The 24,726-nt window shown below is 74.3% G+C and carries 23 protein-coding genes; 11 read left to right on the forward strand and 12 right to left on the reverse strand.

Annotated features, from left to right (window positions below; genetic code table 11):
* Nucleotides 1-44 precede the first annotated feature (44 nt).
* The 5 genes from C1708_RS28205 (at nucleotide 45) to C1708_RS28225 (ending at nucleotide 4,620) form a co-directional block, all read left to right on the forward strand.
* Nucleotides 45-1,022: an NADPH:quinone oxidoreductase family protein gene (locus tag C1708_RS28205; RefSeq protein ID WP_106415330.1), complete on the forward strand. Its 978-nt coding sequence runs from the start codon at nucleotides 45-47 to the stop codon at nucleotides 1,020-1,022.
* Entirely contained in the window at nucleotides 1,019-2,200 is a 1,182-nt protein-coding gene (locus C1708_RS28210) for an acyl-CoA dehydrogenase family protein (RefSeq protein WP_106415331.1), read from the forward strand. The genes C1708_RS28205 and C1708_RS28210 overlap by 4 nt, the downstream gene beginning before the upstream one ends.
* Nucleotides 2,197-3,282, forward strand: coding sequence for an acyl-CoA dehydrogenase family protein (locus C1708_RS28215; RefSeq protein WP_106415332.1), 1,086 nt, complete (start codon nucleotides 2,197-2,199; stop codon nucleotides 3,280-3,282). Before C1708_RS28210 ends, C1708_RS28215 begins: the two co-directional genes overlap by 4 nt.
* 177 nt (nucleotides 3,283-3,459) lie before the next feature.
* Nucleotides 3,460-4,323, forward strand: coding sequence for a phosphatidylinositol-specific phospholipase C/glycerophosphodiester phosphodiesterase family protein (locus tag C1708_RS28220; RefSeq protein ID WP_106415333.1), 864 nt, complete (start codon nucleotides 3,460-3,462; stop codon nucleotides 4,321-4,323).
* Nucleotides 4,324-4,425: 102 nt separating this feature from the next.
* The gene (locus tag C1708_RS28225; RefSeq protein WP_106415334.1) at nucleotides 4,426-4,620 is read left to right on the forward strand and encodes a hypothetical protein; all 195 of its coding nucleotides are present in this window, start codon (nucleotides 4,426-4,428) and stop codon (nucleotides 4,618-4,620) included.
* 314 nt (nucleotides 4,621-4,934) lie between these two features.
* Here the strand turns inward: C1708_RS28225 and C1708_RS28230 are convergent, their stop codons facing one another.
* Nucleotides 4,935-6,143, reverse strand: coding sequence for an ROK family transcriptional regulator (locus C1708_RS28230; protein ID WP_106415335.1), 1,209 nt, complete (start codon nucleotides 6,141-6,143; stop codon nucleotides 4,935-4,937).
* 94 nt (nucleotides 6,144-6,237) lie between these two features.
* On the reverse strand, nucleotides 6,238-7,683 hold the full coding sequence (gene xylB / locus C1708_RS28235) for a xylulokinase (protein WP_106415336.1): 1,446 nt from the start codon (nucleotides 7,681-7,683) through the stop codon (nucleotides 6,238-6,240).
* A 114-nt stretch (nucleotides 7,684-7,797) separates the two neighbouring features.
* Here xylB and xylA point away from each other — a divergent pair, with 114 nt between their 5' ends.
* From xylA to C1708_RS28250, 3 genes are all read left to right on the forward strand, one after another.
* On the forward strand, nucleotides 7,798-8,964 hold the full coding sequence (gene xylA, locus C1708_RS28240; protein ID WP_106415337.1) for a xylose isomerase: 1,167 nt from the start codon (nucleotides 7,798-7,800) through the stop codon (nucleotides 8,962-8,964).
* A gap of 304 nt (nucleotides 8,965-9,268) precedes the next feature.
* Nucleotides 9,269-9,739: a hypothetical protein gene (locus tag C1708_RS35285; RefSeq protein ID WP_241911340.1), complete on the forward strand. Its 471-nt coding sequence runs from the start codon at nucleotides 9,269-9,271 to the stop codon at nucleotides 9,737-9,739.
* Between the two features lie 230 nt (nucleotides 9,740-9,969).
* Nucleotides 9,970-10,152 (forward strand): tail-anchor membrane protein, encoded by a 183-nt coding sequence (locus C1708_RS28250; RefSeq protein WP_106415338.1) that lies wholly within the window; start codon nucleotides 9,970-9,972, stop codon nucleotides 10,150-10,152.
* 257 nt (nucleotides 10,153-10,409) lie between these two features.
* On the opposite strand, the gene C1708_RS28255 is transcribed toward C1708_RS28250, so the two are convergent.
* The 3 genes from C1708_RS28255 to C1708_RS28270 form a co-directional block, all read right to left on the reverse strand.
* A complete protein-coding gene (locus tag C1708_RS28255) occupies nucleotides 10,410-11,270 on the reverse strand; it encodes a hypothetical protein (RefSeq protein ID WP_106415339.1) in 861 nt (286 codons plus the stop codon).
* 190 nt (nucleotides 11,271-11,460) lie between these two features.
* The gene (locus C1708_RS28260) at nucleotides 11,461-12,060 is read right to left on the reverse strand and encodes a class I SAM-dependent methyltransferase (RefSeq protein WP_106415340.1); all 600 of its coding nucleotides are present in this window, start codon (nucleotides 12,058-12,060) and stop codon (nucleotides 11,461-11,463) included.
* Nucleotides 12,061-12,627: 567 nt separating this feature from the next.
* Nucleotides 12,628-13,056, reverse strand: coding sequence for a PPOX class F420-dependent oxidoreductase (locus C1708_RS28270; protein ID WP_106415341.1), 429 nt, complete (start codon nucleotides 13,054-13,056; stop codon nucleotides 12,628-12,630).
* 115 nt (nucleotides 13,057-13,171) lie between these two features.
* Between C1708_RS28270 and C1708_RS28275 the strand changes: the two genes are divergently transcribed.
* Both C1708_RS28275 and C1708_RS28280 read left to right on the forward strand, forming a co-directional pair.
* Nucleotides 13,172-13,579: a roadblock/LC7 domain-containing protein gene (locus C1708_RS28275; RefSeq protein ID WP_106415342.1), complete on the forward strand. Its 408-nt coding sequence runs from the start codon at nucleotides 13,172-13,174 to the stop codon at nucleotides 13,577-13,579.
* Nucleotides 13,580-13,706: 127 nt separating this feature from the next.
* On the forward strand, nucleotides 13,707-14,774 hold the full coding sequence (locus C1708_RS28280) for a DUF6397 family protein (RefSeq protein WP_106415343.1): 1,068 nt from the start codon (nucleotides 13,707-13,709) through the stop codon (nucleotides 14,772-14,774).
* A gap of 134 nt (nucleotides 14,775-14,908) precedes the next feature.
* Here the strand turns inward: C1708_RS28280 and C1708_RS28285 are convergent, their stop codons facing one another.
* Together C1708_RS28285 and C1708_RS28290 are read right to left on the reverse strand one after the other, a co-directional pair.
* On the reverse strand, nucleotides 14,909-15,775 hold the full coding sequence (locus tag C1708_RS28285) for an acyl-CoA thioesterase (RefSeq protein WP_106415344.1): 867 nt from the start codon (nucleotides 15,773-15,775) through the stop codon (nucleotides 14,909-14,911).
* A gap of 19 nt (nucleotides 15,776-15,794) precedes the next feature.
* Nucleotides 15,795-18,308 carry a DEAD/DEAH box helicase gene (locus tag C1708_RS28290; RefSeq protein ID WP_198602614.1) on the reverse strand — a complete coding sequence of 838 codons (2,514 nt, stop codon included), beginning with the start codon at nucleotides 18,306-18,308 and terminating at the stop codon, nucleotides 15,795-15,797.
* A gap of 144 nt (nucleotides 18,309-18,452) precedes the next feature.
* On the opposite strand from C1708_RS28290, the gene C1708_RS28295 reads away from it, so the two are divergent.
* A complete protein-coding gene (locus C1708_RS28295) occupies nucleotides 18,453-19,247 on the forward strand; it encodes a metal-dependent hydrolase (protein WP_106415345.1) in 795 nt (264 codons plus the stop codon).
* Nucleotides 19,248-19,294: 47 nt separating this feature from the next.
* Here C1708_RS28295 and C1708_RS28300 read toward each other — a convergent pair whose 3' ends face one another.
* The 5 genes from C1708_RS28300 to C1708_RS28320 form a co-directional block, all read right to left on the reverse strand.
* The gene (locus tag C1708_RS28300) at nucleotides 19,295-19,558 is read right to left on the reverse strand and encodes a type B 50S ribosomal protein L31 (RefSeq protein WP_106415346.1); all 264 of its coding nucleotides are present in this window, start codon (nucleotides 19,556-19,558) and stop codon (nucleotides 19,295-19,297) included.
* A 52-nt stretch (nucleotides 19,559-19,610) separates the two neighbouring features.
* On the reverse strand, nucleotides 19,611-20,081 hold the full coding sequence (locus C1708_RS28305; RefSeq protein ID WP_106416520.1) for a DUF5709 domain-containing protein: 471 nt from the start codon (nucleotides 20,079-20,081) through the stop codon (nucleotides 19,611-19,613).
* Between the two features lie 398 nt (nucleotides 20,082-20,479).
* Nucleotides 20,480-22,261: an ABC transporter ATP-binding protein gene (locus C1708_RS28310; RefSeq protein ID WP_106415347.1), complete on the reverse strand. Its 1,782-nt coding sequence runs from the start codon at nucleotides 22,259-22,261 to the stop codon at nucleotides 20,480-20,482.
* Nucleotides 22,258-24,078, reverse strand: coding sequence for an ABC transporter transmembrane domain-containing protein (locus tag C1708_RS28315; protein WP_106415348.1), 1,821 nt, complete (start codon nucleotides 24,076-24,078; stop codon nucleotides 22,258-22,260). Before C1708_RS28315 ends, C1708_RS28310 begins: the two co-directional genes overlap by 4 nt.
* Nucleotides 24,079-24,237: 159 nt before the next feature.
* The gene (locus tag C1708_RS28320; RefSeq protein WP_106415349.1) at nucleotides 24,238-24,726 is read right to left on the reverse strand and encodes a MarR family winged helix-turn-helix transcriptional regulator; all 489 of its coding nucleotides are present in this window, start codon (nucleotides 24,724-24,726) and stop codon (nucleotides 24,238-24,240) included.

Raw genomic sequence — 24,726 nt, forward strand, 5'->3', positions numbered from 1 at the left:
CCCGGTCAGCGAAGACGACGTTCACCGTCCCGTGGAGGCCCCGCATGCAGGCATGGCAAGTGCACGAACTCGGCGAGCCGGGCGAGGTGATGCGCCTCGCGGACGTCGAACCGCCGGCACCCGGCGAGGGGCAGGTGCTGCTCCGGGTGCGCGCCGCCAACATCAACTTCCCGGACGCCCTGATGTGCCGGGGCCAGTACCAGGTCCGGCCGCCGCTGCCGTTCACCCCCGGCGTGGAGATCTGCGGCGAGACCGAGGACGGCCGCCGGGTGCTCGCCAACCCGGCACTGCCGCACGGCGGTTTCGCCGAGTACACCGTCGCGGACGCCGCCGCGCTGCTGCCCGCCCCGGACGCGCTGGACGACGCCGAGGCCGCGGCCCTGCACATCGGCTACCAGACCGCCTGGTTCGCCCTGCACCGCCGGGCCCGCCTGGAGGCCGGCGAGACCCTGCTCGTGCACGCCGCCGCGGGCGGGGTGGGCAGCGCCGCCGTGCAGCTCGGCAAGGCGGCCGGCGCCACCGTCATCGGTGTGGCGGGCGGCGCCGACAAGGCCGCCGTGGCCCGCGACCTGGGCTGCGACCTGGTGATCGACCGGCGCGAGCAGGACGTCGTCGCCGCGGTCAAGGAGGCCACCGGCGGACGCGGCGCGGACGTGATCTACGACCCCGTCGGCGGCGAGGCCTACGCCCAGTCCGCCAAAGTCGTCGCCTTCGAGGGCAGGATCGTGATCGTCGGCTTCGCCAGCGGCGCCATCCCCAGCCCCGGCCTCAACCACGCCCTGATCAAGAACTACGCGATCCTCGGCCTCCACTGGGGTCTGTACAACACCAAGGACCCCAAGCTGGTCCGGGAGTGCCACGAACAGCTCACCGACCTCGCCGCCCGGGGCGCGATCAAGCCGCTGGTGAGCGAGCGCGTGCCGCTCGCCGGGGCCGCCGACGCCGTGCAGCGGGTCGCCGACGGCGTCACCACCGGCCGCGTCACCGTGCTGCCGTCGTGGGAGAACGGAGCCACCGCATGACCGACGCCGACGAACTGCGCCGACGCACCCGTGCGTTGCTGGCCGCGCATCCGCCCGCCGAGACGGAGCGCCTGGATTTCCTGCGCGCCCGCTTCGACGCCGGACTCGCCTGGGTCCACTTCCCCGAGGGGCTCGGCGGCCTCGGCCTGCCGCGCTCGCTCCAGGCCGTCGTGGACGCCGAGCTGGAAGCCGCCGGAGCCCCCGACAACGACCCGCGCCGCATCGGCATCGGCCTGGGCATGGCCGCCCCGACGATCCTCCAGTACGGCACCGAGGAGCAGAAGGCGCGCTTCCTGAAGCCGCTGTGGACCGGGGAGGAGGTCTGGTGCCAGCTCTTCAGCGAGCCCGGCGCCGGATCCGACCTGGCCGCGCTCGGCACCCGCGCCGTCCGTGAGGGCGACACGTGGGTGGTCGACGGGCAGAAGGTGTGGACGTCCAGCGCCCACCTCGCCCGCTGGGCCATCCTCATCGCGCGCACCGACCCGGACGTGCCCAAGCACCGGGGCATCACCTACTTCGTGTGCGACATGACCGACCCCGGCGTCGAGGTGCGGCCGCTGCGCCAGATCACCGGCGAGGCCGAGTTCAACGAGGTGTTCCTCACCGGCGTCCGCATCCCCGACGCCCACCGCCTCGGCGAGGTCGGCGACGGCTGGCGGGTCGCCCAGACCACCCTGAACAACGAGCGCGTCGCCATCGGCGGCATGCGGCTGCCCCGCGAGGGCGGCATGATCGGCCCGGTCGCCAGGACCTGGCGCGAACGCCCCGGGCTGCGCACCCACGACCTGCACCAGCGGCTGCTGAAGCTGTGGGTCGAGGCGGAGGTCGCCCGGCTCACCGGCGAACGCCTGCGCCAGCAGCTCGTCGCCGGACAGCCCGGCCCCGAGGGCGCCGGCATGAAGCTCGCGTTCGCCCGCCTCAACCAGGAGATCAGCGGACTGGAGGTGGAACTGCGCGGCGAGGAGGGCCTGTTGTACGACGACTGGACCATGCGCCGCCCCGACCACGTCGACTTCACCGGCCGTGACGCCGGCTACCGCTACCTGCGCTCCAAGGGCAACAGCATCGAGGGCGGGACCAGCGAGGTCCTGCTGAACATCGTCGCCGAGCGCGTCCTGGGCCTGCCCGCCGAGCCGCGCACCGACAAGGACGTCGCCTGGAAGGACCTCGCCCGATGAGCAACCGTCCCGACCTGCTGTACTCGGAGGAGGAAGAGGCGCTGCGCGCCGCCGTCCGGGACCTGCTCACCGACCACTGCGACACGACGGCCGTGCTGGCCCGCGCCGAGTCGGACGCGCCGCACGACCCGGCCCTGTGGAAGACGCTCGCCGAGAGCTTGGGCCTCGCCGGGCTGCTGGTCCCCGAGGACCGGGGCGGCCAGGGCGCGACCCACCGCGAAGCCGCCGTCGTCCTGGAGGAGTTGGGCCGTGCGGTCGCCCCCGTGCCGTACCTGACGAGCGCCGTGGTGGCCACCGAGGCGCTGCTGGCCTGCGCGGACGGCGGCGACGTGGTCGAAGGCCTGGCGTCCGGACGCCGGATCGGCGCGCTCGCGGTCGGACTGCACACCGCCCCCGGCGCACCGTTCGCCACCGTCCGCGTGGACGGCGGCGCCCTGCACGGCGAGCTGACGGGCATCGCGGACGCCGCCGTCGCCGACGTCCTGCTGGTGCCGGCGGACGACGGCGGGCTGTACGCGGTGACGGCCGACGCGGTCACCGTCACCCCGCAGACGTCCCTCGACCTCACCCGGCCCCTCGCCCGCGTCACCCTCGACGCCGCGCCCGGCCGCCGTGTCGGTGACGCGGAGCCCGCGGTACGACGCGCCCTGCGGGCCGGGGCGGGACTGCTCGCCTCGGAGCAACTCGGGGTCGCCGAATGGGCGTTGACCGAAACCGTGCGGTACCTGAAGGAGCGCACGCAGTTCAACCGGCCCGTCGGCGGCTTCCAGGCGCTCAAGCACCGGCTCGCACAGCTGTGGCTGGAGGTCGTCAGCCTCCGCGCCGCCGCACGGGCCGCCGCCGACGCCCTCGCGACCGGCGAGGACACGGAGGTCTCGGTCACCGTGGCGCAGGCCTTCGCCGCGCCCGTCGCCGTCCGCGCCGCCGAGGAAGCCCTGCAACTGCACGGCGGCATCGGCATGACCTGGGAACACCCGGCGCACCTGCGCCTCAAGCGGGCCAAGGCCGACTCGATCGCCTACGGCACGGCGGGCGCGCACCGGGAGGCGCTGGCGGAGCTGGTGGATCTGCGCGCGCCCTGACCGACGCGTCGCCGGCGGCCCGCCTCCCGGGGAGGGAGAGCGGGCCGCCGGCGTCCGCGCGTTCCCAGGTGAACGTGCGACGGCGAACCGGCCAACTCCTCACACACCTCTGCTTCTTGTGTGCGGCGGGACCCCATACTCGCGGGGACCCCGTACGACACTTCAGGGAGGCAGAGCATGGCCCTCACCACCCGTCGCAGAGCCCTCACCGCCCTCGGCGCCGCCCTCGCGACCCCGGTCGTCCTCCCCGCGGCCCAGGCGCTGGCCGGTCAACACCCGTACCGTGCCCGCCCGTTGTGGCGCGCCCACGCGCACAACGACTACGAGCACCCCCGCCCGCTGTTCGACGCCCTCGACCACCGCTTCGGCAGCGTCGAGGCGGACATCCACCTCGTGGACGGACGGCTGCTGGTCGCCCACGACCCCGAGGACCTCGACCCCGCCCGCACCCTGGAGTCGCTGTACCTGGACCCGCTCGCCGCCCGTGTCCGTGCCAACCGCGGCACGGTGTACCGCGGCCACCGCGGATCGCTCCAGCTGCTCATCGACCTCAAGACCGAGGGCGCCTCCACCTACGCGGAACTCGACCGCCGACTGCGGCGCCACAAGGGCCTGTTCACGACGTACGCGCACGGCAGGGTGTTCCCCGGGCCGGTCACCGCCGTCGTCTCCGGCGACCGCGCCGCCCGCGCGCCCATGGAGGCCCAGCGGATCCGCCACGCCTTCTACGACGGCCGGCTCGCCGACCTCGGCGGCCCCGCACCGGCCTCGTTCGCGCCGCTGATCAGCGACAACTGGACGCTCCACTTCACCTGGCGGGGCGTCGGCGCGTTCCCCGAGGCGGAACGCCGGAAGCTGCGCACACTGGTGCGCACGGCTCACGCCCGAGGGCAGCGGGTGCGCTTCTGGGCCACCCCGGACGTGCCGGGTCCCGCCCGTGACGCGCTGTGGGGAGAACTGGTCGCGGCGGACGTCGACCACCTCAACACCGACGACCTCGCGGGACTGGAAGCGTTCCTCGACGCCCACCGGAAGGTGTGACACCACACGTTCGGCGGACAGGTCAGCCGCCCGGACGAACCCTCCGCTACGCCACACTTGCGGCCGAACGCCGCGAAACAGGTGTGGCGGAGGAGGTTGACGATGGCCATTTCCATCTCTGTGGTGCTGCTGCTCTCGGTCCTGGCGGTGATCTTCCTGCGTAACAGCGGGCTGAAGATCTCCCACGCCCTGGTGTGCCTGCTGCTCGGCTTCTACCTGGCCAGCACCAGCATCGCCCCCACGATCCACAGCGGCCTGACGGCCACGGCGGACATCGTCAGCGGCCTGCGGCCGTGAGGGGCCGTGTTGAGCGGGGGCTTCCGGGGAGCCGCGGTTCGCGGTCCGGGACGCGTGCGCGCTGTACGCGGTCGCCGGAAGGGCCGCCCGACCAGGGTGTCCGGGAGGCCGGTGCGCGCAGTCGCCGGGACACCCACGCCGTCAGCGTTCGGCGGGCGCCCCGCTCCGCCCGTGGCCGCCGGGCCGCCCACGGGCGCCGGGCCGCCCGGCGTCCGTGGGGCCGGCGGTCGGGCGGCCCCTGGAAGCCGCGTACCCGTGCGGAGTCGAGGCGGTTCGCGCGGCAGGGCGGTCTCGTGAGGGCGACCCCGTAGGGATCAGGTCCGTCCGGCCACCGCCGCCGGATCGTCCAGGACACCCCGGACGACCGAATGGGCGGCGCCCAGCAGCGGGCCCTCGGGGCCCAGGGCGGAGACGGAGACCGGGCAGGGCGGCCCGGCCGTACGGCGGGCCAGTTCGGCGCGCAGGGAGGGCAGCAGCCAGGGGGAGAGTCCCGACAGGGCGCCGCCCAGGACCACGCTCTCCGGGTCCAGCAGATTGACCGCCCCGGTCAGGGCGATGCCCAGCGCCGTGCCGGCGTCGTGCAGGGCGCGCCGTACGGCGGCGTCGCCCTGTTCGGCGCGGCCCGCGAGCAGGCCGACCCGGTCCTCGCCGGGTTCGAGACCGGCCGCGCGCAGCACCGCCTCCTCGCCGGCGTACTGCTCCAGACAGCCCCGGCCGCCGCAGGCGCACGGCGGGCCGTCGGGCCACACCGGCACATGGCCCAGCTCGCCGGCGAACCCGCGGTTGCCGTGCAGCACCTGCCCGTCCACGACGACCGCCGCGCCGATGCCGATCTCGGCCGACACGTGCAGGAAGTCGCGCGGGGCGTCGTCGCCGAGCCACAGTTCGGCGAGCGCGCCGAAGTTGGCCTCGTTGGCCACGGTCAGCGGCAGCGTCGGGGGGAGCAGCGGGCCGAGATCCGTGTCGAGCCACCCCAGGTTCGGGGCGCGGACGACGGTCCGGGCGTCGCGGGCCACCAGGCCGGGGACGGCCACGGCGAGCCCGGCCGGCCACAGGCCCTCGCCCTCCGCCTCGGCCGCCACCCGGTGGATCAGTCCGGTGAGTTCCCCGAGCACGGGCTCGGGGGAGCGGTCCCGGTTCGGCACGTGCCGCACCGCCCGCGCCCGGACCTGCCCGCGCAGGTCGACCGCACACACCGCGAGGTGGTCGACGCCGACCTCGGCGCCGATGCCGGCCGGACCCCGCCCGCTGACCGCCAGGGCGGAACCGGGACGGCCCACGCGTCCGGGCCGCTCCGGGCCCAGCTCCTCCAGCAGTCCGGTGCGGATGAGCTCGTCGACCAGCGTGGACACCGCGGCGCGGGTCAGGCCGATCCGGGAGGCGACGGCGGCCCGGGACAGCGGCCCCTCGTCCCGGACGGTGTGCATCACCCGCGACAGGTTGCGGCGGCGCATGCCCTGCTGGGTGTCGGGCAGGCCGCGCCCCTGACCTGCCGGGCGGGCCTCGTGCAGCGGTGTGCTCATTCCTCCGTCAATCCTCGGTTCGGTGCCGTCCGCGCCCGGCGGACGTCCACGGCGGCCGGTGCGTGGCCGCCGTGGGACGGCGGTCGCCGGGGCGTCAGCCGTGGTCCGGGGCGCGCTCCAGCAGCGGGGCCGCGTCGGAGAGTACCCCGGCCAGCCGGGACAGGGTCTCCTCGTCCCGCTCCACCGCGTCCAGCACCGGCCCCGCCGCCGTGTCCCAGCGCCGGGCGACCGCGGCCGGGTCCTCCCCGGTGAGCAGCCCGGCCGCCTGGGCCGCCGCGCCGAGCGCGACCAGCTCCTTCGCCTCGGGCACCTGCACGGGCCGCCCGGACAGCCGCCGCACGGTCTGCTGCCAGGCGGTGCCGCGGGCGCCGCCGCCGATCAGCAGCAGCGGCGTCGACGGGTCGGCGTCCTCGTCGAGGACCAGGTCGAGCGCGGCCAGCAGGGAGTGGACGGCGCCGTCGTAGGCGGCCTGGAGCAGCTGGCCGCCGGTGGTGTCGTGCCGCAGACCGTGCAACAGGCCCGAGGAATGGGGGAGGTTGGGGGTGCGCTCGCCGTCCAGGAAGGGCAGCAGCGTGACGCCGCGACCCGGTTCGACGGCCTCGCGGTCCAGGCCCAGCAGGGCGGCGACCCGGTCCACGGCGAGCGTGCAGTTGAGGGTGCAGGCCAGCGGCAGCCAGTCGCCGCGCGCGTCGGCGAAGCCGGCCACGGTGCCGGTCGGGTCGGCGGGCCGCCGCTCGGACACCGCGTACACGGTGCCCGACGTGCCGAGGCTCATCACCGGCGTGCCGGGGCGCACCCCGAGGCCCAGCGCGGCAGCGGCGTTGTCGCCTGTGCCGCACGCCACCAGCGTGCCCTTGGAGAACGGCAGATCGTGCCCGTCGCGCACGGTGCCGGCCACCTCGCCCGGCCGCACCACGCGCGGCAGCAGCGCCGGGTCCAGCCCGACGTGCGCCAGGATCTCCTCGTCGTACGCCTCGGTGGCGGACGCCCACCAGCCGGTGCCCGAGGCGTCGCCGCGGTCGGTGGTGCCCTGCCCGGTGAGCCGCTCGGTCAGGTAGTCGTGGGGCAGCCGCACCGCCTTGGTGGCGCGCACCGCGTCCGGCTCGTGCTCCGCCAGCCAGGCCCACTTGGTGACCGTGAAGGACGCGGTCGGCAGGCTGCCGGTCCGCTCGGTCCACGCCTTCGCGCCGCCCAGCTCCTCCACCAGCCGGCTCGCCTGCGGGGCGGACCGCACGTCGTTCCACAGCAGCGCCGGGCGGACCGGCTCGCCGTGCTCGTCCAGCGTGACCAAGCCGTGCTGCTGCCCGCCGATCGACACCGCCGCGGCCTCGTGCGCCGCCTCGCCGCACTGCCGCAGCGCCTCGGTCAGGGCGTCCCACCACTGACGCGGGTCGCTCTCCCGCCCCTCGCCCGAGGTCACCGTGTGCGGCGCCTGGCCGCTCGCGACGACCCTGCCGGTCGCCGCGTCGACGACCAGGGCCTTGGTGGACTGGGTGGATGTGTCCACGCCGACGACGAGCGGACCCTCGGCTGCTGACATCGGTCTCTCCCTCTTCCGCGCCCCGGCGGGGTGTGTCTCTTCCCAGAAATGTTCCTGCATACTAATTTGTAAACCGCCATGACGAAATAGTCTCAGCGAGCAAGGAGCCGCGGCATGAGCTACCAGCCCACCCCCGAGGACAAGTTCACGTTCGGCCTGTGGACCGTCGGCTGGCAGGGACGGGACCCCTTCGGCGACGCCACCCGCGGCGCCCTCGACCCGGCCGAGTCCGTCCGCCGCCTCGCCGAGCTCGGCGCCCACGGCGTGACCTTCCACGACGACGACCTCATCCCCTTCGGCGCGAGCGACAGCGAGCGCGCCGAGCACATCAAGCGGTTCCGCCAGGCGCTGGACGAGACCGGCATGAAGGTCCCGATGGCGACCACCAACCTGTTCACCCACCCGGTGTTCAAGGACGGCGGCTTCACCGCGAACGACCGTGACGTGCGCCGTTACGCGCTGCGCAAGACCATCCGCAACATCGACCTCGCGGTCGAGCTCGGCGCGCAGACCTACGTCGCCTGGGGCGGCCGCGAGGGCGCCGAGTCCGGCGCCGCGAAGGACGTCCGGGTCGCGCTGGACCGCATGAAGGAGGCCTTCGACCTGCTCGGCGAGTACGTCACCTCCCAGGGCTACGACATCCGCTTCGCCATCGAGCCGAAGCCGAACGAGCCCCGCGGCGACATCCTCCTCCCGACCATCGGCCACGCCCTCGCGTTCATCGAGCGCCTCGAGCGCCCGGAGCTGTACGGCGTCAACCCGGAGGTCGGCCACGAGCAGATGGCCGGGCTCAACTTCCCGCACGGCATCGCCCAGGCCCTGTGGGCGGGCAAGCTGTTCCACATCGACCTCAACGGCCAGTCCGGCATCAAGTACGACCAGGACCTGCGCTTCGGCGCGGGCGACCTGCGCGCCGCGTTCTGGCTGGTCGACCTGCTGGAGTCGGCCGGGTACGAGGGCCCGCGCCACTTCGACTTCAAGCCGCCGCGGACCGAGGACTTCGACGGCGTGTGGGCCTCCGCGGCCGGCTGCATGCGCAACTACCTGATCCTCAAGGAGCGCGCGGCCGCCTTCCGTGCCGACCCGGAGGTCCAGGAGGCGCTGCGCGCCGCCCGCCTGGACCAGCTCGCCCAGCCCACGGCGGCCGACGGCCTCCAGGCGCTGCTCGCCGACCGGTCCGCCTTCGAGGACTTCGACCCGGACGCGGCAGCCGCCCGGGGCATGGCCTTCGAGCGCCTCGACCAGCTGGCGATGGACCACCTGCTGGGTGCGCGGGGCTGACGTGCCGCGCGCAGGGGCCCGTCCCTGAGGGGCGGGCCCCTGGTCACCGCCGGGTGTCGAGGCGTGCTCCCGACCGCCGTTCGGGCGCCGTGACCCCGTGGGGCGGGTGCGGGTGCGGGGACGCGGCGCTGCTCGGTCGGTGGGGTGCGCCCGCGCGTGTGCGGGCGTGTGCGGGGCGCGTCGGGTGTGCGCGGCGCGCGCTGCCTGCGCTGACAGGGGTGTTCCGGGTGCGGGCGCCACGACTGGCGGGCGGTTTCCGCGCCGTCTCCTCGCGCGGGGGCGGGAGCGCGGCGACGATGTGTCCATGGCCACGCCACCGGTACCGCCCCAGCAGCCGCCCGGCCCGCCGGACGACGCACCACCGCCGCACGGCGGGGGCTTCGGCCCGCCCTCCCACGGGGACGGATCCGCGTCCGGACCGCCCGACAACGGCGGCGGAGCCGGGCCGGGGCGCGGGCCCGGCCGACGCAGGCTGCTGATCCTGCTGCTCGCCGTGATCGTGGCGGCCCTGGTCGTCACCATCGCCGTGCTGGTGACGTCGGACGAGGACGGCCCGGCCACGGAGCCCACCGAGACCGCCACGGATCCGGGGGGACCGTCGCTGGACCTTCCCTCGGATTTCCCCAGCGGGCTGCTGCCCTCGGAGTTCCCCACGGAACTTCCCTCCGGCTTCCCGACCGCGCTGCCCAGCGACTGGCCGAGCGGCCTGCCCACCGTGCTGCCGAGCGGCCTGGAGTCGCTGCTGCCGGGGCCGGAGGGCGCGGACGCGCCCTGACGCTCGGCGCGTCCTGCGGGTACCCCTGAGCTGTGAGGTGGGTCACCATGGTGGGGGACGAGGGCGCGGGCCGCCGGGAGACCCGGGGACCGGGAACCCGGAGACCTGGGTTCCGGAGGCCTCAGGGGGCGCATCTCCGGGACGTCTCAGGGTGGCGGCCAGGAACCGCCGCCGGCGCGGACCCGTTTTCACGCCAGAGAGCGGCACTGGCCGCGAAGGAGGCGACGCACATGTCGAAGAACGCGAAGATCGCCGCGGGGGGTGTGGCAGCCGGGCTCATTCTGCTCATCTGGCTGCCCTGGTGGGCCGCACTCCTGATCATCCTGGGAGTCCCGGCAGCCGCCTACCTCGCCCTCGACCCGTCACAGAGGCAACGCCTGCGGCGGGCCGGGCGCAAGGAGCTGGGCCGCTGAGGTATCCGCCTCGGCGTGCGGGGGGCGGGCGCGGGCGAGCGCCTGCCGGCCCGGTCGTGTGAGCCTCGGCTGGGGCGACGCGTCCCGCCGGGAAGCGACGGACCGGTGCGGGCGCCGCACCGTCCGCCAGGCGTCCCACCGCGCCCTGCGCGCGGGAGGCGTCAGCGTACGAGGCGCTTCGGCGGTCCGAGTGCGGCCGGACTCGGTGCCGGCGGCTGCCGCCCCGCCCGCCAAGGCGTCCTACCCCGCGCGCCCGCTCACAGCGGCCGTACGGCCATCTCGTCAAGCGCCTTGAGCAGCCCCGGCAGCTCAGGCCCTCGGCGCACCGGAAGCACCTCTCCCGGTTCGTCGTCGAGCAGGACGAAGGCGATGTCGTCCGTCCGGGCGACCAGCGACCACCCGGGTCCGTCCGCGCGCAGGGTGCGCGCGCCGCCCGGTGCGAAGGAGGACCGCACCCGGCCCAGTGGAGGCGGCGAGCCGATGTAGGCGCGCGCCTCGGCCAGCGCGCGGCGGATTCCGCTGTGCCCGCCCACCGACGTCCCCGCGGCCCCGCCCTCCTCGCCGTGCGCGTCCGTCCCGGAGCCCGCGTCGGCCTCCGGAGCCGCACCGGGTGCCGGGACCGCCGGATCGTCCACCTGCTCCCGCCACGTCGCCCACTGCAGCGCGATCTCGTCGGCTCCCAGACGCCGCTGGGCCGGGCCCCACACCTCCGCGTCGGGCGGCGACAGCGGCGGCATGTCCGCCACGTCGGGGGAGGGGTCGTGCGGTGCGGGCACGTTCGGCGCCGCCACGGCCACCGCGAGGGGCCAGCCGGGCAGCGCGGCGACGACCGTGCGCTCGTCCGGTGACAGTTCCTGCTCCATGCCGCAGTCCCAGGACGCGATGGCGACCGCGACCAGCGAGACGTCGTCGACGACCACGGTCCACCGGGCGCCTTCCCCGTCCTGGCCGAGCACCAGCCCGTATCCGTCGGCCACCGGCGGAAGGCCGAGCGCCGCACACGCCTCCGGGTAGTCGTCGCCCAGTACGCTCGGGAACTTCGCGGGCGTCAGCAGCGCCGCCGTCAGCACATAGAGCGCGTCGTCGGCGGCGACGGCTCCCTCGTCCGTCCCGGCCATCCCAGCCTCCCCATCGGTTCGCCCGTCGGCGCGCACGATATGCCGACCCCGAGGCCGTTGTCACGACCCCGCACCCGTGCCCGGAGCTGAAGGTTCCCAGTCGTACGGGGGCGAATCGACCAGCGCGCAGGCCCGCTCAGGCCCGTCCGCGGAACGCCGTACGCAAGCCCCGCGGAACTCGGAAGGCCGCTCAGCCGTCCCGCACCGCCAGCGCCAGGAACCGCGTGTCCTCGTCGACGTACGACGTCATGCGCCAGCCCGCACTCGTCAGCAGCGCCCGCAGATTCGGCTCGGCGCGCAGGTCGTCCGGGGTGAGCTGACGCCCCTGGCGCGCGGCGAGGGCGGCTCGTCCGATCGGATGGAACAGGGCGAGCACCCCGCCGGGCCGCACCACGCGGCGGATCTCCCGCAGGTTCTCGGCCGGGTGCGGCAGATGCGCGATCAGCCCCGCCGCGAACACGGCGTCCAGTGAGGACGAACACAACGGCAGTGCCGCCACGTCCGTCAGCAGCAGCGTCCCGTCCCCGTCCCGTCCGGCCCGCACCGCCTCCCGCAGCATCGCCGGCGTCAGATCCGCGCCCAGTACCACCCCGGACGGGCCCACCGCCGCGCGCAGCGCGGGCAGCGCCCGCCCGGTGCCGCAGCCCGCGTCCAGCACCCGGTCGCCCTCGCGCAGCCCCAGCCCGGCGACCGCGGCGGCGTAGGCCGGGCCGTCGTCGGGGAAGCGGCGGTCCCAGTCGGCGGCGCGGGCGCCGAAGAACTCCTGGACATGTGTGTGGTCGTCACTCATGCCCGCATGATCCCTCGCCGGAACCGGCGACACCGTGTGCGCCTTCGAGCGCGGTACGGTCGGCCCGCACCACCGGTGCGTCACCTCTGCGCTGCTGTCCGAACGCACCCCCTCAGTGCGCCCGCGCCCCCTGGCGTCTCCGGGTCACCACCAGTCTCGACGTCGCCCCGGACGGACTGAGCGGCCTTTCCCGCCTCGATCACCTCGCCGTCCGGAGAGCTTCGTCCTCCTTTCCGGCGCCACCCCCGGTCGCGGTCGGCGCAAGCCCGTGCCGCTGACCGACGTGGTGCGCGCGGCCGTCTCCGAGGCGGAGGACCACGCGCGCGTGGAGGTGCGGCAGCGTGTGGAGACGCCCGGCGCCGGCGCGGCCGTCACCGGGACCTCACCCACCTCCTCGCCGAGATCATCGAGAGCGCGGCGCAGTTCTCACCGCCCCGCACCCGGGTGCGCGTCACCGGCGAACCCGCCGGCAGCGGCTACGCCGTCGAGGCGAGGACCGTGGCCTCGGCACGGGCAAGGAGGCGCCCCGGTGGGGGGACCGACGACCGGGGGCCTGCCCACCCGACGTCAGTCCGCCACGCCCTTTTCGGCCAGCACCTTGTCGATCCGCACCCGGACCAGCAGCTCGCCCGGCACGCCGTTGCGCGCGCCGAACTCCTCGGCGCGCTCCTCGCCCATGTACCGCGCGCCGATCCGGGCGGCCCAGTGCCGCAGCTCCCCGGGGTCCTCCGAGAGACGCGCCCGGCCCTCCAGGACCACGTACGCGAACGGCGGCCGGTCGTCGTCCACGCAGAGCGCGATCCGCCCGTCACGGGCCAGGTTGCGTCCTTTCACGGTCGCCGTGCCGGTGGTGAACACCACCTCGTCCCCGTCGAGGACGAACCAGACCGGCGCCAGGTGCGGACGGCCGTCGGCCCGGACGGTGGCCAGTTTCCCGGTGCGGGTCCCGTACGAGACGAACTCCCGCCACTCTTCCTCGGTCATCTTCTGTCCCATGGCTCTCATCTTCCTTGCCCGCCGCCCGGTCGTGGGGAAGGCTGGCGCAGGGACCCTCCCGACCGGAGGGGACGACACACGGGGCACACGGGGACAACAGGGGGAGACACACGACATGGAGCAGAACCGGCGACTCGACTGGCTGCTGGACGACCTGACCCAGCGCGTCGACCACGTGCGGCACGCGCTGATCCTCTCGAACGACGGCCTGGTGACGGGGGCGAGCACCGGCCTGCGCCGCGAGGACGCCGAGCACCTGGCCGCCGTCTCGTCCGGGCTGCACAGTCTCGCCAAGGGGTCGGGGCGGCACTTCGGCGCGGGCGGGGTGCGCCAGACGATGGTCGAGTTCGACGAGGCGGTGCTGTTCGTCACCGCCGCCGGCTCCGGAAGCTGCCTGTGCGTCCTCAGCGGCGCCGAGGCCGACATCGGACACATCGCCTACGAGATGACGCTGCTCGTCAACCGGGTCGGCGAGCACCTGGGCGTCGACAGCCGCCGACCGGAGCCAGGGCCGGGATCCTGACCTGCGCGTTCGTCGTCGCGGTGGAGGTTGTCCACAGGCTCGCCACGCAGCGTGACGGAACGGATACCGTCTTTCCCGGAGCGGGCGCAACCGGCGCCGGCCCTCCACGAACACGGGGGAGACGAGCATGTCCCGACAGTCGACGACCGGCACGCAGCGATCCGTCACGGCTTACGACACGGGTGTCGGTCCGGTCGTGGCGAAGGCCGACGCCTGGGTCACGACGGGCCGCGCGGCCCGCGAACTCGGTCTGCGGCGCACGGAGTTCGACCTGGCCGTGCGACTCGGCCGGATCCGCACGGGGCCCGGCGGGGCAGCGGGGGAGCGGCGGGTCCCGCGGGCGGAGATCGAGCGGCTGCGTGCCGGGCCGGGGTTCCCGGAGACGCTGCGCCGCAGCGTGCATGCCGTGGGGACCGCGGAGGGCGCCGCGATGCTGGGGGTGCCGAAGACCCGGTTCACGCGGCTGGCGAGGCTCGGCCTGCTGGTTCCCGTGGCGTTCTACCTGAACCGCTACCGCGCCGTGGTCTGGCTCTATCTCGCCGACGAGGTGCGGCTGTTCGGCGACGACGAAAAGAACGCGCCACTGCTGACCGGGCGTACGCCCGAAGGGCTGCGCGGTCTGCTGGACGCCGGGACCGACCTGCGGCCCCGCAACTGGCGCAGCAGACACCTGGGTTTCCTGCTCCGCGAGGCCGAGGACCCCTGGGCACGTGCCGGGGCCGTCGCGTCCTTCCTCGACCCGCTGCATGTGGCGCAGGTGGTGCGGGACCCCCACGACCGGTCCCGTCTCCACGGGCTCCGCCGCCGGCCGCCCGGCAGCGGCGGCGGCCCGGACTCGCCGGGGGCGCAGATCGCGGCCGACCTCATGACGGCCCGCGACCCCGACGAGATCGCCTGGCTGCGGGCCGACCTGGCCCGGCTCGTGGACGAGGCCCGCGCCCACCGCCCGGCTCCCCGGCCGCCCGCGTCCTGCCGGACTGTACCGGCGGCCGAGCGGTCCGCGTCCCGTCCGCCCATGTCCCCCCGAACCGTACCCGCGCCCCGGGCGTCCGCGCCCCCGCCCGCACGGTCCGCAAGATCCGCAACCTCGGCCCCGGCCGGTCGGGACACCCTCGCTCCCGCTGACCGAGCCAGACGCCGAGGCCTGCTCGCACGGTGGCGTCACCGCCCCGGCCGAGCCGCGACGCGCCCGTGAGCGGGCGGCGCCCGGTGGCTTGAAACACCCGCGAGCGGCGGTGCCGGCGACGCGAGACACCCGTGTGCCGCGACGCGCGGTGCGTGGACCGTCCGGTGTGCCCGGCGCATCCGGTGACCGAGCCGGCCCCGGACCTACAGCGCCCGGAAGAGCCCTTCCTGGACGACCGAGACCAGCATGCGGCCCTCCCGGTCGTAGATCCGGCCGCGGGCCAGCCCGCGGCCGCCCGTGGCGATGGGTGACTCCTGGTCGTACAGGAACCACTCGTCCGCCCGGAACGGCCGGTGGAACCACATCGCGTGGTCCAGCGACGCCATGTCGAAACCGCGCGGGCCCCACAGCGGTTCCACCGGGATCCGCACCGCGTCCAGCAGCGTCATGTCGCTGGCGTAGGTCAGTGCGCAGGTGTGCACCAGCGGGTCGTCACCGAGCGGCCCGACCGCGCGCATCCACACCGCGCTGCGCGGCTCGGCGCCCTCGATCTCGTCCGGCTTCCAGCGCAGCCGGTCGACGTAGCGGATGTCGAAGGGCTGGCGGCGAGCCATCCGCTCCAACTGCTCCGGCAGCGCGCCCAGATGCTCGCGGATCTCGTCCGCGACCGTCGGCAGCGACTCGGGGTCCGGCATCTCACGGGCCGGCGGCAACTGGTGCTCGAAACTCCCCTTCTCAGGCTTGTGGAAGGAGGCGGTCAGATTGAAGATCGTGCGGCCCTGCTGCACGGCGGTGACCCGGCGGGTGGTGAACGACCTGCCGTCCCGCACGCGTTCCACCTGGTACACGATCGGCACCCCGGGACGCCCCGGGCGCAGGAAGTACGCGTGCAGCGAGTGCACCGGACGGTCGCCCTCCGTGGTGCGGCCGGCGGCGACCAGTGCCTGGCCCGCGACCTGTCCGCCGAAGACCCGCTGCAAGGACTCCTGCGGGCTGCGGCCGCGGAAGATGTCGACCTCGATCTGCTCCAGGTCGAGCAGGGCGACGAGGCTCTCGGCCGGGTTCGTCATGGGTGTGTCTCTCCTGTGTTCACAGCTGGCCGACGTCGGTGACCCGCACGACGGCACGGCCCTCCGCGTCGGAGGCGGTCAGGTCGACCTCGGCGCTGATGCCCCAGTCGTGGTCGCCGTTCGGGTCGTCGAAGATCTGGCGGACCCGCCACAGCCCGTTCTCCGGCTGCTCGTCGATGATCAGCAGCTTCGGGCCGCGGGCGTCGGGACCGGTGCCGAGTTCCTCGTACTCGTCCCAGTACTTGTCCATCGCCTCGCCCCACGCGTCCGCGTCCCAGCCGGACTCGGCGTCCAACTCGCCCAGCTCGTCCACCTGGTCGAGGGCGGCGAGCTCCACCCGGCGGAACATGGCGTTGCGGACCAGGACCCGGAAGGCGCGGGCGTTGGCCGTGACCGGCTTGACCTGGTCGGCCTTCTCCTGGGCCTCCTCGGCGGTCATCTCCTCCGGGTTGGCCAGCTGCTCCCACTCGTCCAGCAGGCTGGAGTCGACCTGGCGCACCGTCTCGCCCAGCCAGGCGATCAGGTCCTCCAGGTCCTCCGACTTCAGGTCGTCGGGGATGGTGTGCTCCAGCGCCTTGTAGGCGCTCGCGAGGTAGCGCAGCACGATGCCCTCGGTGCGCGCCAGCTCGTAGTGGGACACCAGCTCCGTGAAGGACAGCGCCCGCTCGTACATGTCCCGGACCACGGACTTCGGCGACAGCGGATGGTCGCCGACCCAGGGGTGGGACTTGCGGTACGTGTTGTACGCGTGGAAGAGCAGCTCCTCCAGCGGCTTGGGGTAGGTGACGTCCTGGAGGCGCTCCATGCGCTCCTCGTACTCCACCCCGTCGGCCTTCATCGCGGCGACCGCCTCGCCGCGCGCCTTGTTCTGCTGGGCGGCGAGGATCTGCCGCGGGTCGTCCAGCGTGGACTCCACCACGGACACCATGTCCAGCGCGTACGACGGCGACTCGGGATCCAGCAGTTCGAACGCGGCCAGCGCGAACGTGGACAGCGGCTGGTTGAGCGCGAAGTCCTGCTGCAGGTCGACGGTGAGACGCACGATGCGCCCCTCCGCGTCCGGCCGGTCCAGCGTCTCGACGATGCCGCCGTCCAGCAGCGAGCGGTAGATGGCGATCGCCCGCCGGATGTGACGCAACTGCTGCTTGCGCGGCTCGTGGTTGTCCTCCAGCAGGCGGCGCATCGCCTCGAAGGCGTTGCCGGGCCGGGCGATCACCGACAGCAGCATGGTGTGGGTGACGCGGAAGCGGGAGGTCAGCGGCTCCGGCTCGGACGCGATGAGCTTCTCGAAGGTCTGCTCGCTCCACGCGACGAAACCCTCGGGCGCCTTCTTGCGCACCACCTTGCGGCGCTTCTTCGGGTCGTCGCCCGCCTTCGCCAGCGCCTTCTCGTTCTCGATGACGTGCTCCGGCGCCTGGGCCACCACGAAGCCCTCGGTGTCGAAGCCGGCCCGCCCGGCGCGCCCCGCGATCTGGTGGAACTCCCGCGCCCGCAGTGTGCGCACCCGGTTGCCGTCGTACTTGGTGAGCGCGGTGAACAGCACCGTGCGGATGGGCACGTTGACGCCCACGCCGAGAGTGTCGGTGCCGCAGATGACCTTCAGCAGGCCCGCCTGCGCCAGCTTCTCCACCAGCCGCCGGTACTTGGGCAGCATGCCGGCGTGGTGCACCCCGATGCCGTGCCGCACGTAACGGGAGAGGTTGCGGCCGAACTTGGTGGTGAAACGGAAGTTGCCGATCAGGTCGGCGATCCGGTCCTTCTCCTCCCGCGTGCACATGTTGATGCTCATCAGCGCCTGCGCCCGCTCCACGGCCTGCGCCTGCGTGAAGTGCACGATGTACACCGGCGCCTGCCGGGCCTCGAGCAGATCGGTCAGCGTCTCGGTGAGCGGGGTGTACCGGTACTCGTACGACAGCGGCACGGGCCGGGTCGCCGAGCGGACCACGGCGGTGGACCGGCCGGTGCGCCGGGTGAGGTCCTTCTCGAAGAAGGAGACGTCACCGAGCGTCGCCGACATCAGCACGAACTGCGCCTGCGGCAGCTCCAGCAGCGGGATCTGCCAGGCCCAGCCGCGGTCGGCTTCGGCGTAGAAGTGGAACTCGTCCATCACGACCTGGCCGACGTCGGCGTCCTTGCCGTCGCGCAGCGCGATCGACGCGAGCACCTCGGCGGTGCAGCAGATCACCGGGGCGTCGGCGTTGACGGACGCGTCACCGGTGAGCATGCCGACGTTCTCGGTGCCGAAGATCTTGCACAGCTCGAAGAACTTCTCCGACACCAGGGCCTTGATGGGGGCCGTGTAGAAGGTGACCTCGTCCCGGGCCAGCGCCGCGAAGTGGGCGCCCGCGGCGATCATGCTCTTGCCGGAGCCGGTGGGCGTCGAGACGATGACGTTCGCCCCCGACACCACCTCGATCAGCGCCTCCTCCTGGTGCGGATAGAGAGTGAGACCGCGTTCCTGCGCCCACGACTCGAAGGCTTCGTAAAGGGCGTCGGGGTCGGCGGTCGGCGGCAGCTGATCGATAAGGGTCACCACCCTATTTTGCCTGCCCACCCGTTCGATGCGGGAATCGGCTGTCGGCTCGAAAATCACTACCGCTACGCTGTGTCGCCGGCGCAGCGTCTCCGTCCCCGGTCAACAGGGCGGCGGCACAAGAGGAATGGGCGGGCACAGGCGATGATGGGACCAGCACACTCACTGTCGGGCGCCGCGGCCTGGCTCGGGGTCGGGGCGGCGACGGCCGCGGCCGGACGCCCGATGCCCTGGCCGGTGCTGCTGGCCGGTGCGCTGATCTGCGCCGGGGCCGCCCTCGCCCCGGACCTGGACCACAAGGCCGCCACCATCTCGCGCTCCTTCGGCCCCGTGTCACGCCGACTGTGCGAGATCGTCGACAAGCTGTCCTACGCGGTCTACAAGGCGACGAAGAAGCCGGGCGATCCCCGCCGCTCGGGCGGTCACCGGACCCTCACCCACACCTGGCTGTGGGCGGTCCTCATCGGCGGCGGCACCTCGGCCCTGGCGATCACCGGCGGCCGCTGGGCGGTCCTGTTCATCCTCTTCGTGCACATGGTGCTGGCCATCGAGGGCCTGCTGTGGCGGGCGACGCGCGGCTCCAGCAGCGACGTGCTGGTGTGGCTGCTGGCAGCGACCAGCGCCTGGATCATCGCGGGCATCCTCGACGAGCCCGGCAACGGAGCCGGCTGGCTGTTCACCGAGCCGGGCCAGGAGTACCTGTGGCTCGGCCTGCCGATCGTCCTCGGTGCGCTGGTGCACGACATCGGGGACGCGCTGACCGTCTCCGGCTGCCCGATCCTGTGGCCCATACCCGTCGGCCGCAAGCGCTGGTACCCCATCGGCCCGCCGAAGGCACTGCGGTTCCGCGCGGGCAGCTGGGTGGAGCTGAAGGTGCTGATGCCGGCGTTCATGCTGCTGGGCGGGGTGGGCTGCGCGGCGGCGCTCAACGTCATATAGACGCCGATGCCCCTGGACGCTGTACGGCGCGCACGGCCGACCGTCGGTCAGCCGCCGTCCTCACGGCTCCCGCCGCCGTACCGGCGCTCGAAGCGGGCGACGCGGCCTTCGGTGTCCACGGTCCTGGCCTTGCCCGTGTAGAACGGGTGGCTCTCCGAGGAGATCTCCACGTCCACCACCGGGTAGGTCTCGCCGTCGTCCCACTCGATGGTCTGCTCGCTGGACGCGGTGGACCGGGTGAGGAAGGCGAATCCGGCGGCCCGGTCCCGGAAGACGACCGGGTGGTAGTCGGGGTGCTTGTCCTGCTGCATGGGTGCTCCTCGGGCGGGTTGGGTTCCGCGACGCGGCCGGGCAGGGGCGGGTTCAGCCGGGCAGACCGTCCTCGTCGACGATGTGCACGGCGGCCTCCTCGGCGGAGGCGGCGGCGCCGTCGATGCCGACGTCGCTGGCGACCAGCGCCTCCTCCTCGTCCTCGTGCGTCCCTTCGTCAGGGGCGACGAGCCGGCCGGAGCGCACGGCACCGACCTCGTTGTCCAGGAGTTCCCCGTCGGTGCCGGAGGAATCACCGAGGCCGTCGCCGTCCGGCACGACCAGGTCCGGCAGCTCCTCGGCCAGCCGCTGGTCCAGCGTCTCGCCCCGGCGCCGCTCGGCGGCGGTCACGCCGTAGTGCTCCACGGCCCAGGGCCGCTCGGGAGGCGACCAGCCCCGGTCGAGGGGGTCGTCGACATCGTCGGTCTCCAGCGTGTCCTCGGCGTCCAGCAGACCGGCGTCGTCCTGGATCTCGGACGCGTCGGGCTGGTAGACGTCGTCTCCCCAACCGTCAACGCTGTTCACGGACACCTCCAGGGACGGGGCGGGCGGCGTCGCCCGCCGTGGCCCGCACCGGGCCGGCTCCACGGGCACCGAATCCGCCCGGACCCGCTCCACCGGACCCCGGGCGCCCCCGAGCCGATGCCTGTTTCCAGCCTTCCACCGCATCTCCCGACCCCGCAACGCCACCCGTCGCAACCGGCGGACGCCGGTCCGCCGTCCCCGCCGGCAGCCGGTGCCTGCCGGCGAGGCGTGCCCCACGGCAGGGCGCCACACCGGCGGGGGCAGGACGGTGCCTGCCCCAGGGGAGGGACGCCCGAGGACACGCCCGCCTCAGGGACGCCCCGTGACCGACGGCCCCGGGGGGCGTGCCCCGCTTCAGGGACGCCCCGTGACCGACGGCCCCGGGGGGCGTGCCCCGCTCACCCGTGCCAGGAACGCCACAGGGCCGCATAGGCCCCGTCCGCCGTGACCAGTTCCTCGTGGCTGCCCAGTTCGCTGATGCGGCCGTCCTCGACGACGGCGATCACGTCCGCGTCGTGGGCCGTGTGCAACCGGTGGGCGATGGCCACGACGGTCCTTCCGTCGAGCACCCGGGCCAGGCTGCGTTCCAGGTGGCGCGCCGCGCGCGGGTCGAGCAGCGAGGTCGCCTCGTCGAGGACCAGCGTGTGCGGGTCGGCCAGCACCAGCCGGGCCAGCGCGATCTGCTGCGCCTGCGCCGGGGTGAGCGCGAACCCGCCCGAGCCGACCTCCGTGTCGAGACCGTTCTCCAGCGCCCGCGCCCAGCCGTCCGCGTCGACCGCGCCGAGCGCCGCCCACAGCTCGGCGTCCTCCGCGTCGGTGCGGGCGAGCCGCAGGTTGTCGCGGAGGGAGCCCACGAAGACGTGGTGTTCCTGGTTGACCAGGGCGACGTGGGAGCGGACCCCTTCCGCGGTCATGCGGGACAGCTCCGCGTCGCCGAGGGTGACGCGTCCCTCCCGGGGCGCGTAGATCCCCGCGAGCAGCCGGCCCAGCGTGGACTTGCCGGCGCCCGAGGGGCCCACCAGGGCCATCCGCGTCCCCGGCGGCACCTCGAGGGACACCTTGCGCAGGATGTCCACGCCCTCCAGGTAGCCGAAGTGCACGGCGTCCGCCCGCACCCGGCGCCCCTCGGGCGTCACGGCGGGGTCCCCCGCGTCCGGCTCGATGTCCCGCACGCCGACCAGCCGCGCCAGCGACACCTGCGCGACCTGCAACTCGTCGTACCAGCGCAGGATGAGCCCGACCGGGTCCACCAGCATCTGCGCGATCAACGCGGCCGTCGTGAGCTGGCCGACGCCGATCCAGCCCTGGAGCACGAACACCCCGCCGGTCATCAGGACCGATCCGAGCACCGTGACGTGGGTGATGTTGACGACGGGGAACAGCACCGAGCGCAGCCACAGCGTGTAGCGCTCCCAGGCCGTCCACTCCCGCACCCGCTGGTCCGTCAGCGCCACGCGGCGCGGGCCGAGGCGGTGCGCCTCCACCGTCCGCCCGGCGTCCACGGTCTCGGCGAGGGCGGCGGCCACCGCCGCGTACCCGGCGGCCTCCGAGCGGTAGGCGCCCGGCGCCCGGCGGAAGTACCAGCGGCACCCCACCACCAGCAGCGGCACCGCGACCAGCACCGCCGGCGCCAGTTCCGGCGCGGTGACGACCAGGCCGCCGAGGAGCAGGGCCGCCCACACCACGCCGATCGCCAGCTGGGGCACGGCCTCGCGCATGGCGTTGCCGAGCCGGTCGACGTCGGTCGTGATGCGCGACAGCAGGTCACCGGTGCCGGCCCGTTCCAGCACGCCCGGCGGCAGCCCCACCGACCGCACCAGGAAGTCCTCGCGCAGGTCCGCCAGCATCCGCTCGCCGAGCATCGCCCCACGCAGCCGCACCTGCCGGACGAACCCCGCGTGGACCACGAGGGCGGCCACGAACAGCGTCGCGGTGAGCTCCAGGTGCAGCTCCCGCTCGCCGGACGAGACCCGTTCCACGAGCCCGCCCAGCAGGTACGGCCCGACCATCGAGGCGATCACCGCCACCGTGTTCACGGTGACCAGCAGCAGGAAGGCCCGCCGGTGCCGGCGCAGCAGCTCGGCCACGTACGCGCGCACGGTCGCGGGCGCCCCCACCGGCAGCGTGCCGGCCGCGGACGGGGCCGCCGGGTCGTACGCCGGTGGCGCCACGCCGATCATGCCGTCTCCTCGATCTCTTCGAGCTCTTCCAGTTCCTCGAGGCCGTGCGGGACCTCGTCCGCGCGCAGCCCGGCCGGCGCCGGCTCCTCCGCCGTCTCGCGGGTCACCACGGCCCGGTACCGGGACTCGGTGCGCACCAGCTCGCGGTGGCCGCCGGCCGCGACGACCGTGCCGTCGTGCAGGAACACCACCCGGTCGGCGCGGTCCAGCAGCAGCGGGGACGAGGTGAACACCACGGTGGTGCGCCCGGCCCGCAGGTCGCGCACGCCCCGCGCGACGCGTGCCTCGGTGTGCGAGTCGACGGCGGAGGTGGGTTCGTCCAGGACCAGCACCTCCGGGTCCGTGACCAGCGACCGCGCGAGCGCGAGCCGCTGGCGCTGCCCGCCGGACAGCGACCGCCCGCGCTCGGTGATGCGGGCGTCCATCGGATCCTCGGCGCCCAGCGACCCCTGCACCAGCGCCGCCAGCACGTCCCCGCACTGCGCGGCCTCCAGCGCCGCCCGCGGGTCGACCGCGCCGGACGCGGGCACGTCGAGCAGCTCCCGCAGCGTGCCGGAGAGCAGCACCGGGTCCTTGTCCTGGACCAGCACGGCCGTGCGGGCGCTGTCCAGCGGCAGTTCGTCGAGGGGCACCCCGCCGAGCAGGACCGAGGCGCCCTCGTGCGCGGCGTGCCCGCCGCACCGTTCGGCCAGCCGCCCCGCCGCGTCCGGGTCGCCGCACACCACGGCGGTGAGCAGCCCGGACGGGGCGAGCAGCCCCGTCTCCGGATCGTGGAGGTCGCCCGCGGGGGTCTCGGCGGCGCGCGTTCCGGAGGTGTCCGTGGCCCGCTCCAGCGACAGCACCCGCGCGGCCCGGCGGGCCGAGGGGCGCGAGAAGGAGTAGGCCATCGCGATCTCCTCGAAATGCCGCAGAGGGTAGGTGAGGAGCATCACCGAGCTGTAGACGGTGACCAGCTCGCCGACGGCGATCCGGCCCTCGCGGGCCAGGTGGACGCCGTACCAGACCACCGTGATCAGCAGCAGACCCGGCAGCAGCACCTGCACGGCGGCGATCAGCGACCACATCCGCGCGCTGCGCACGGCGGCGTGGCGGACCTCCTGCGACGCGTGCCGGTAGCGGTCGAGGAACAGGTCCTCGCCGCCGATGCCGCGCAGCACCCGCAGCCCGGCGACGGTGTCGGAGGCCAGCTCGGTGGCCCGTCCGGCCTTCTCGCGCTGGACGTCCGCCCGCCGGGTGGCCTTGGGCAGCAGCGGCAGCACCGCGAGCGCCAGTACGGGCAGTCCGGCGGCGACGACGACACCGAGGGCGGGCTGGTGGAGGAGGAGACCGACGGTGACCGCGACCACGGTGACCGCGGCGGCGGTGAACCGCGACAGGGCCTCCACGAACCAGCCGATCTTCTCCACGTCGCCGGTGGAGACGGCGACGACCTCGCCCGCGGCCACCCGCCGGGTCAGCACCGAGCCCAGCACGGCTGCCTTGCGGCCCAGCAACTGCTGCACGCGCGCGGCGGCGGTGATCCAGTTGGTGACGGCGGAGCGGTGCAGGAAGGTGTCGCCGACCGCGTTGCCCGCACAGGCCAGTGCCATCAGCCCGCCGGCCAGCGCGAGCCGTCCGCCGGAGCGGTCGACCGCGGCCTGGACGGCGACGCCGACGCAGAACGGCAGCGAGGCCACGGACGCGAAGTGCAGCAGGCCCCAGGCCAGCGACTTCAGCTGCCCGGTCAGCTGGTTGCGGAAGAGCCACCACAGGAATCGAGGACCCGAGCGGGCGTCGGGCACGCCCGGATCGGGGTACGGAAGGTCGTGAATCTGCATGGCGTCCCAGGGGCTCGGAGCAGCAGCCGCGGTCGTCCTCGGACGGCGGCAGCAAACCGTGACAGGTTGTCTTTGCCGCCCAGCCGCGGGCAACCGGTTTTTCCCGGCCACCGCCCCGCGCGCGGAGCTCCTGCTCAGCCCGGGGGCCCGGGCGGGACGTCAGTCCTCGGGCCCGCCCGGCCGCCCGGTCGGCCCCTCCTCGCAGGGCGGGACCGAAGGTCCGTCGACCAGCGTGTTCAGCAGCTCCCCGAGCTGCTCCCGCTCCCGTTCCCCCAGCGGGGCGAGGATCTCCGCCGCGGCCGCCCGCCGCGCCGCGCGCAGTTCGCGGAGCGCCTCGCGCCCCTCGTCGGTCAGCTCGATGCGGATCACTCGTCGGTTGGCCGGATCCGGGACCCTGCGCACCTTGCCGTGCGTCTCCAGCCCGTCGACCAGCGTGGTCACCGCGCGGGGCACCACCTCCAGCCGCTCCGCGAGGTCGGCCATGCGGGGCGGCGAGCTGTAGTGCGCGAGGGTGCGCAGCAGCCGGGACTGGGCAGGAGTGATGCCGAGCTCGCGCCGCTCCAGGTGGCGCTTCTGGATGCGGTGCACCCGGCGGGTGAGCCGGAGCAGCTGCTCGGCCAGCAGGCCGTCGGGGTCGGGGGCGGTCAT

Source organism: Streptomyces sp. DH-12, assembly GCF_002899455.1.
In the GTDB taxonomy this organism is placed as follows: domain Bacteria; phylum Actinomycetota; class Actinomycetes; order Streptomycetales; family Streptomycetaceae; genus Streptomyces.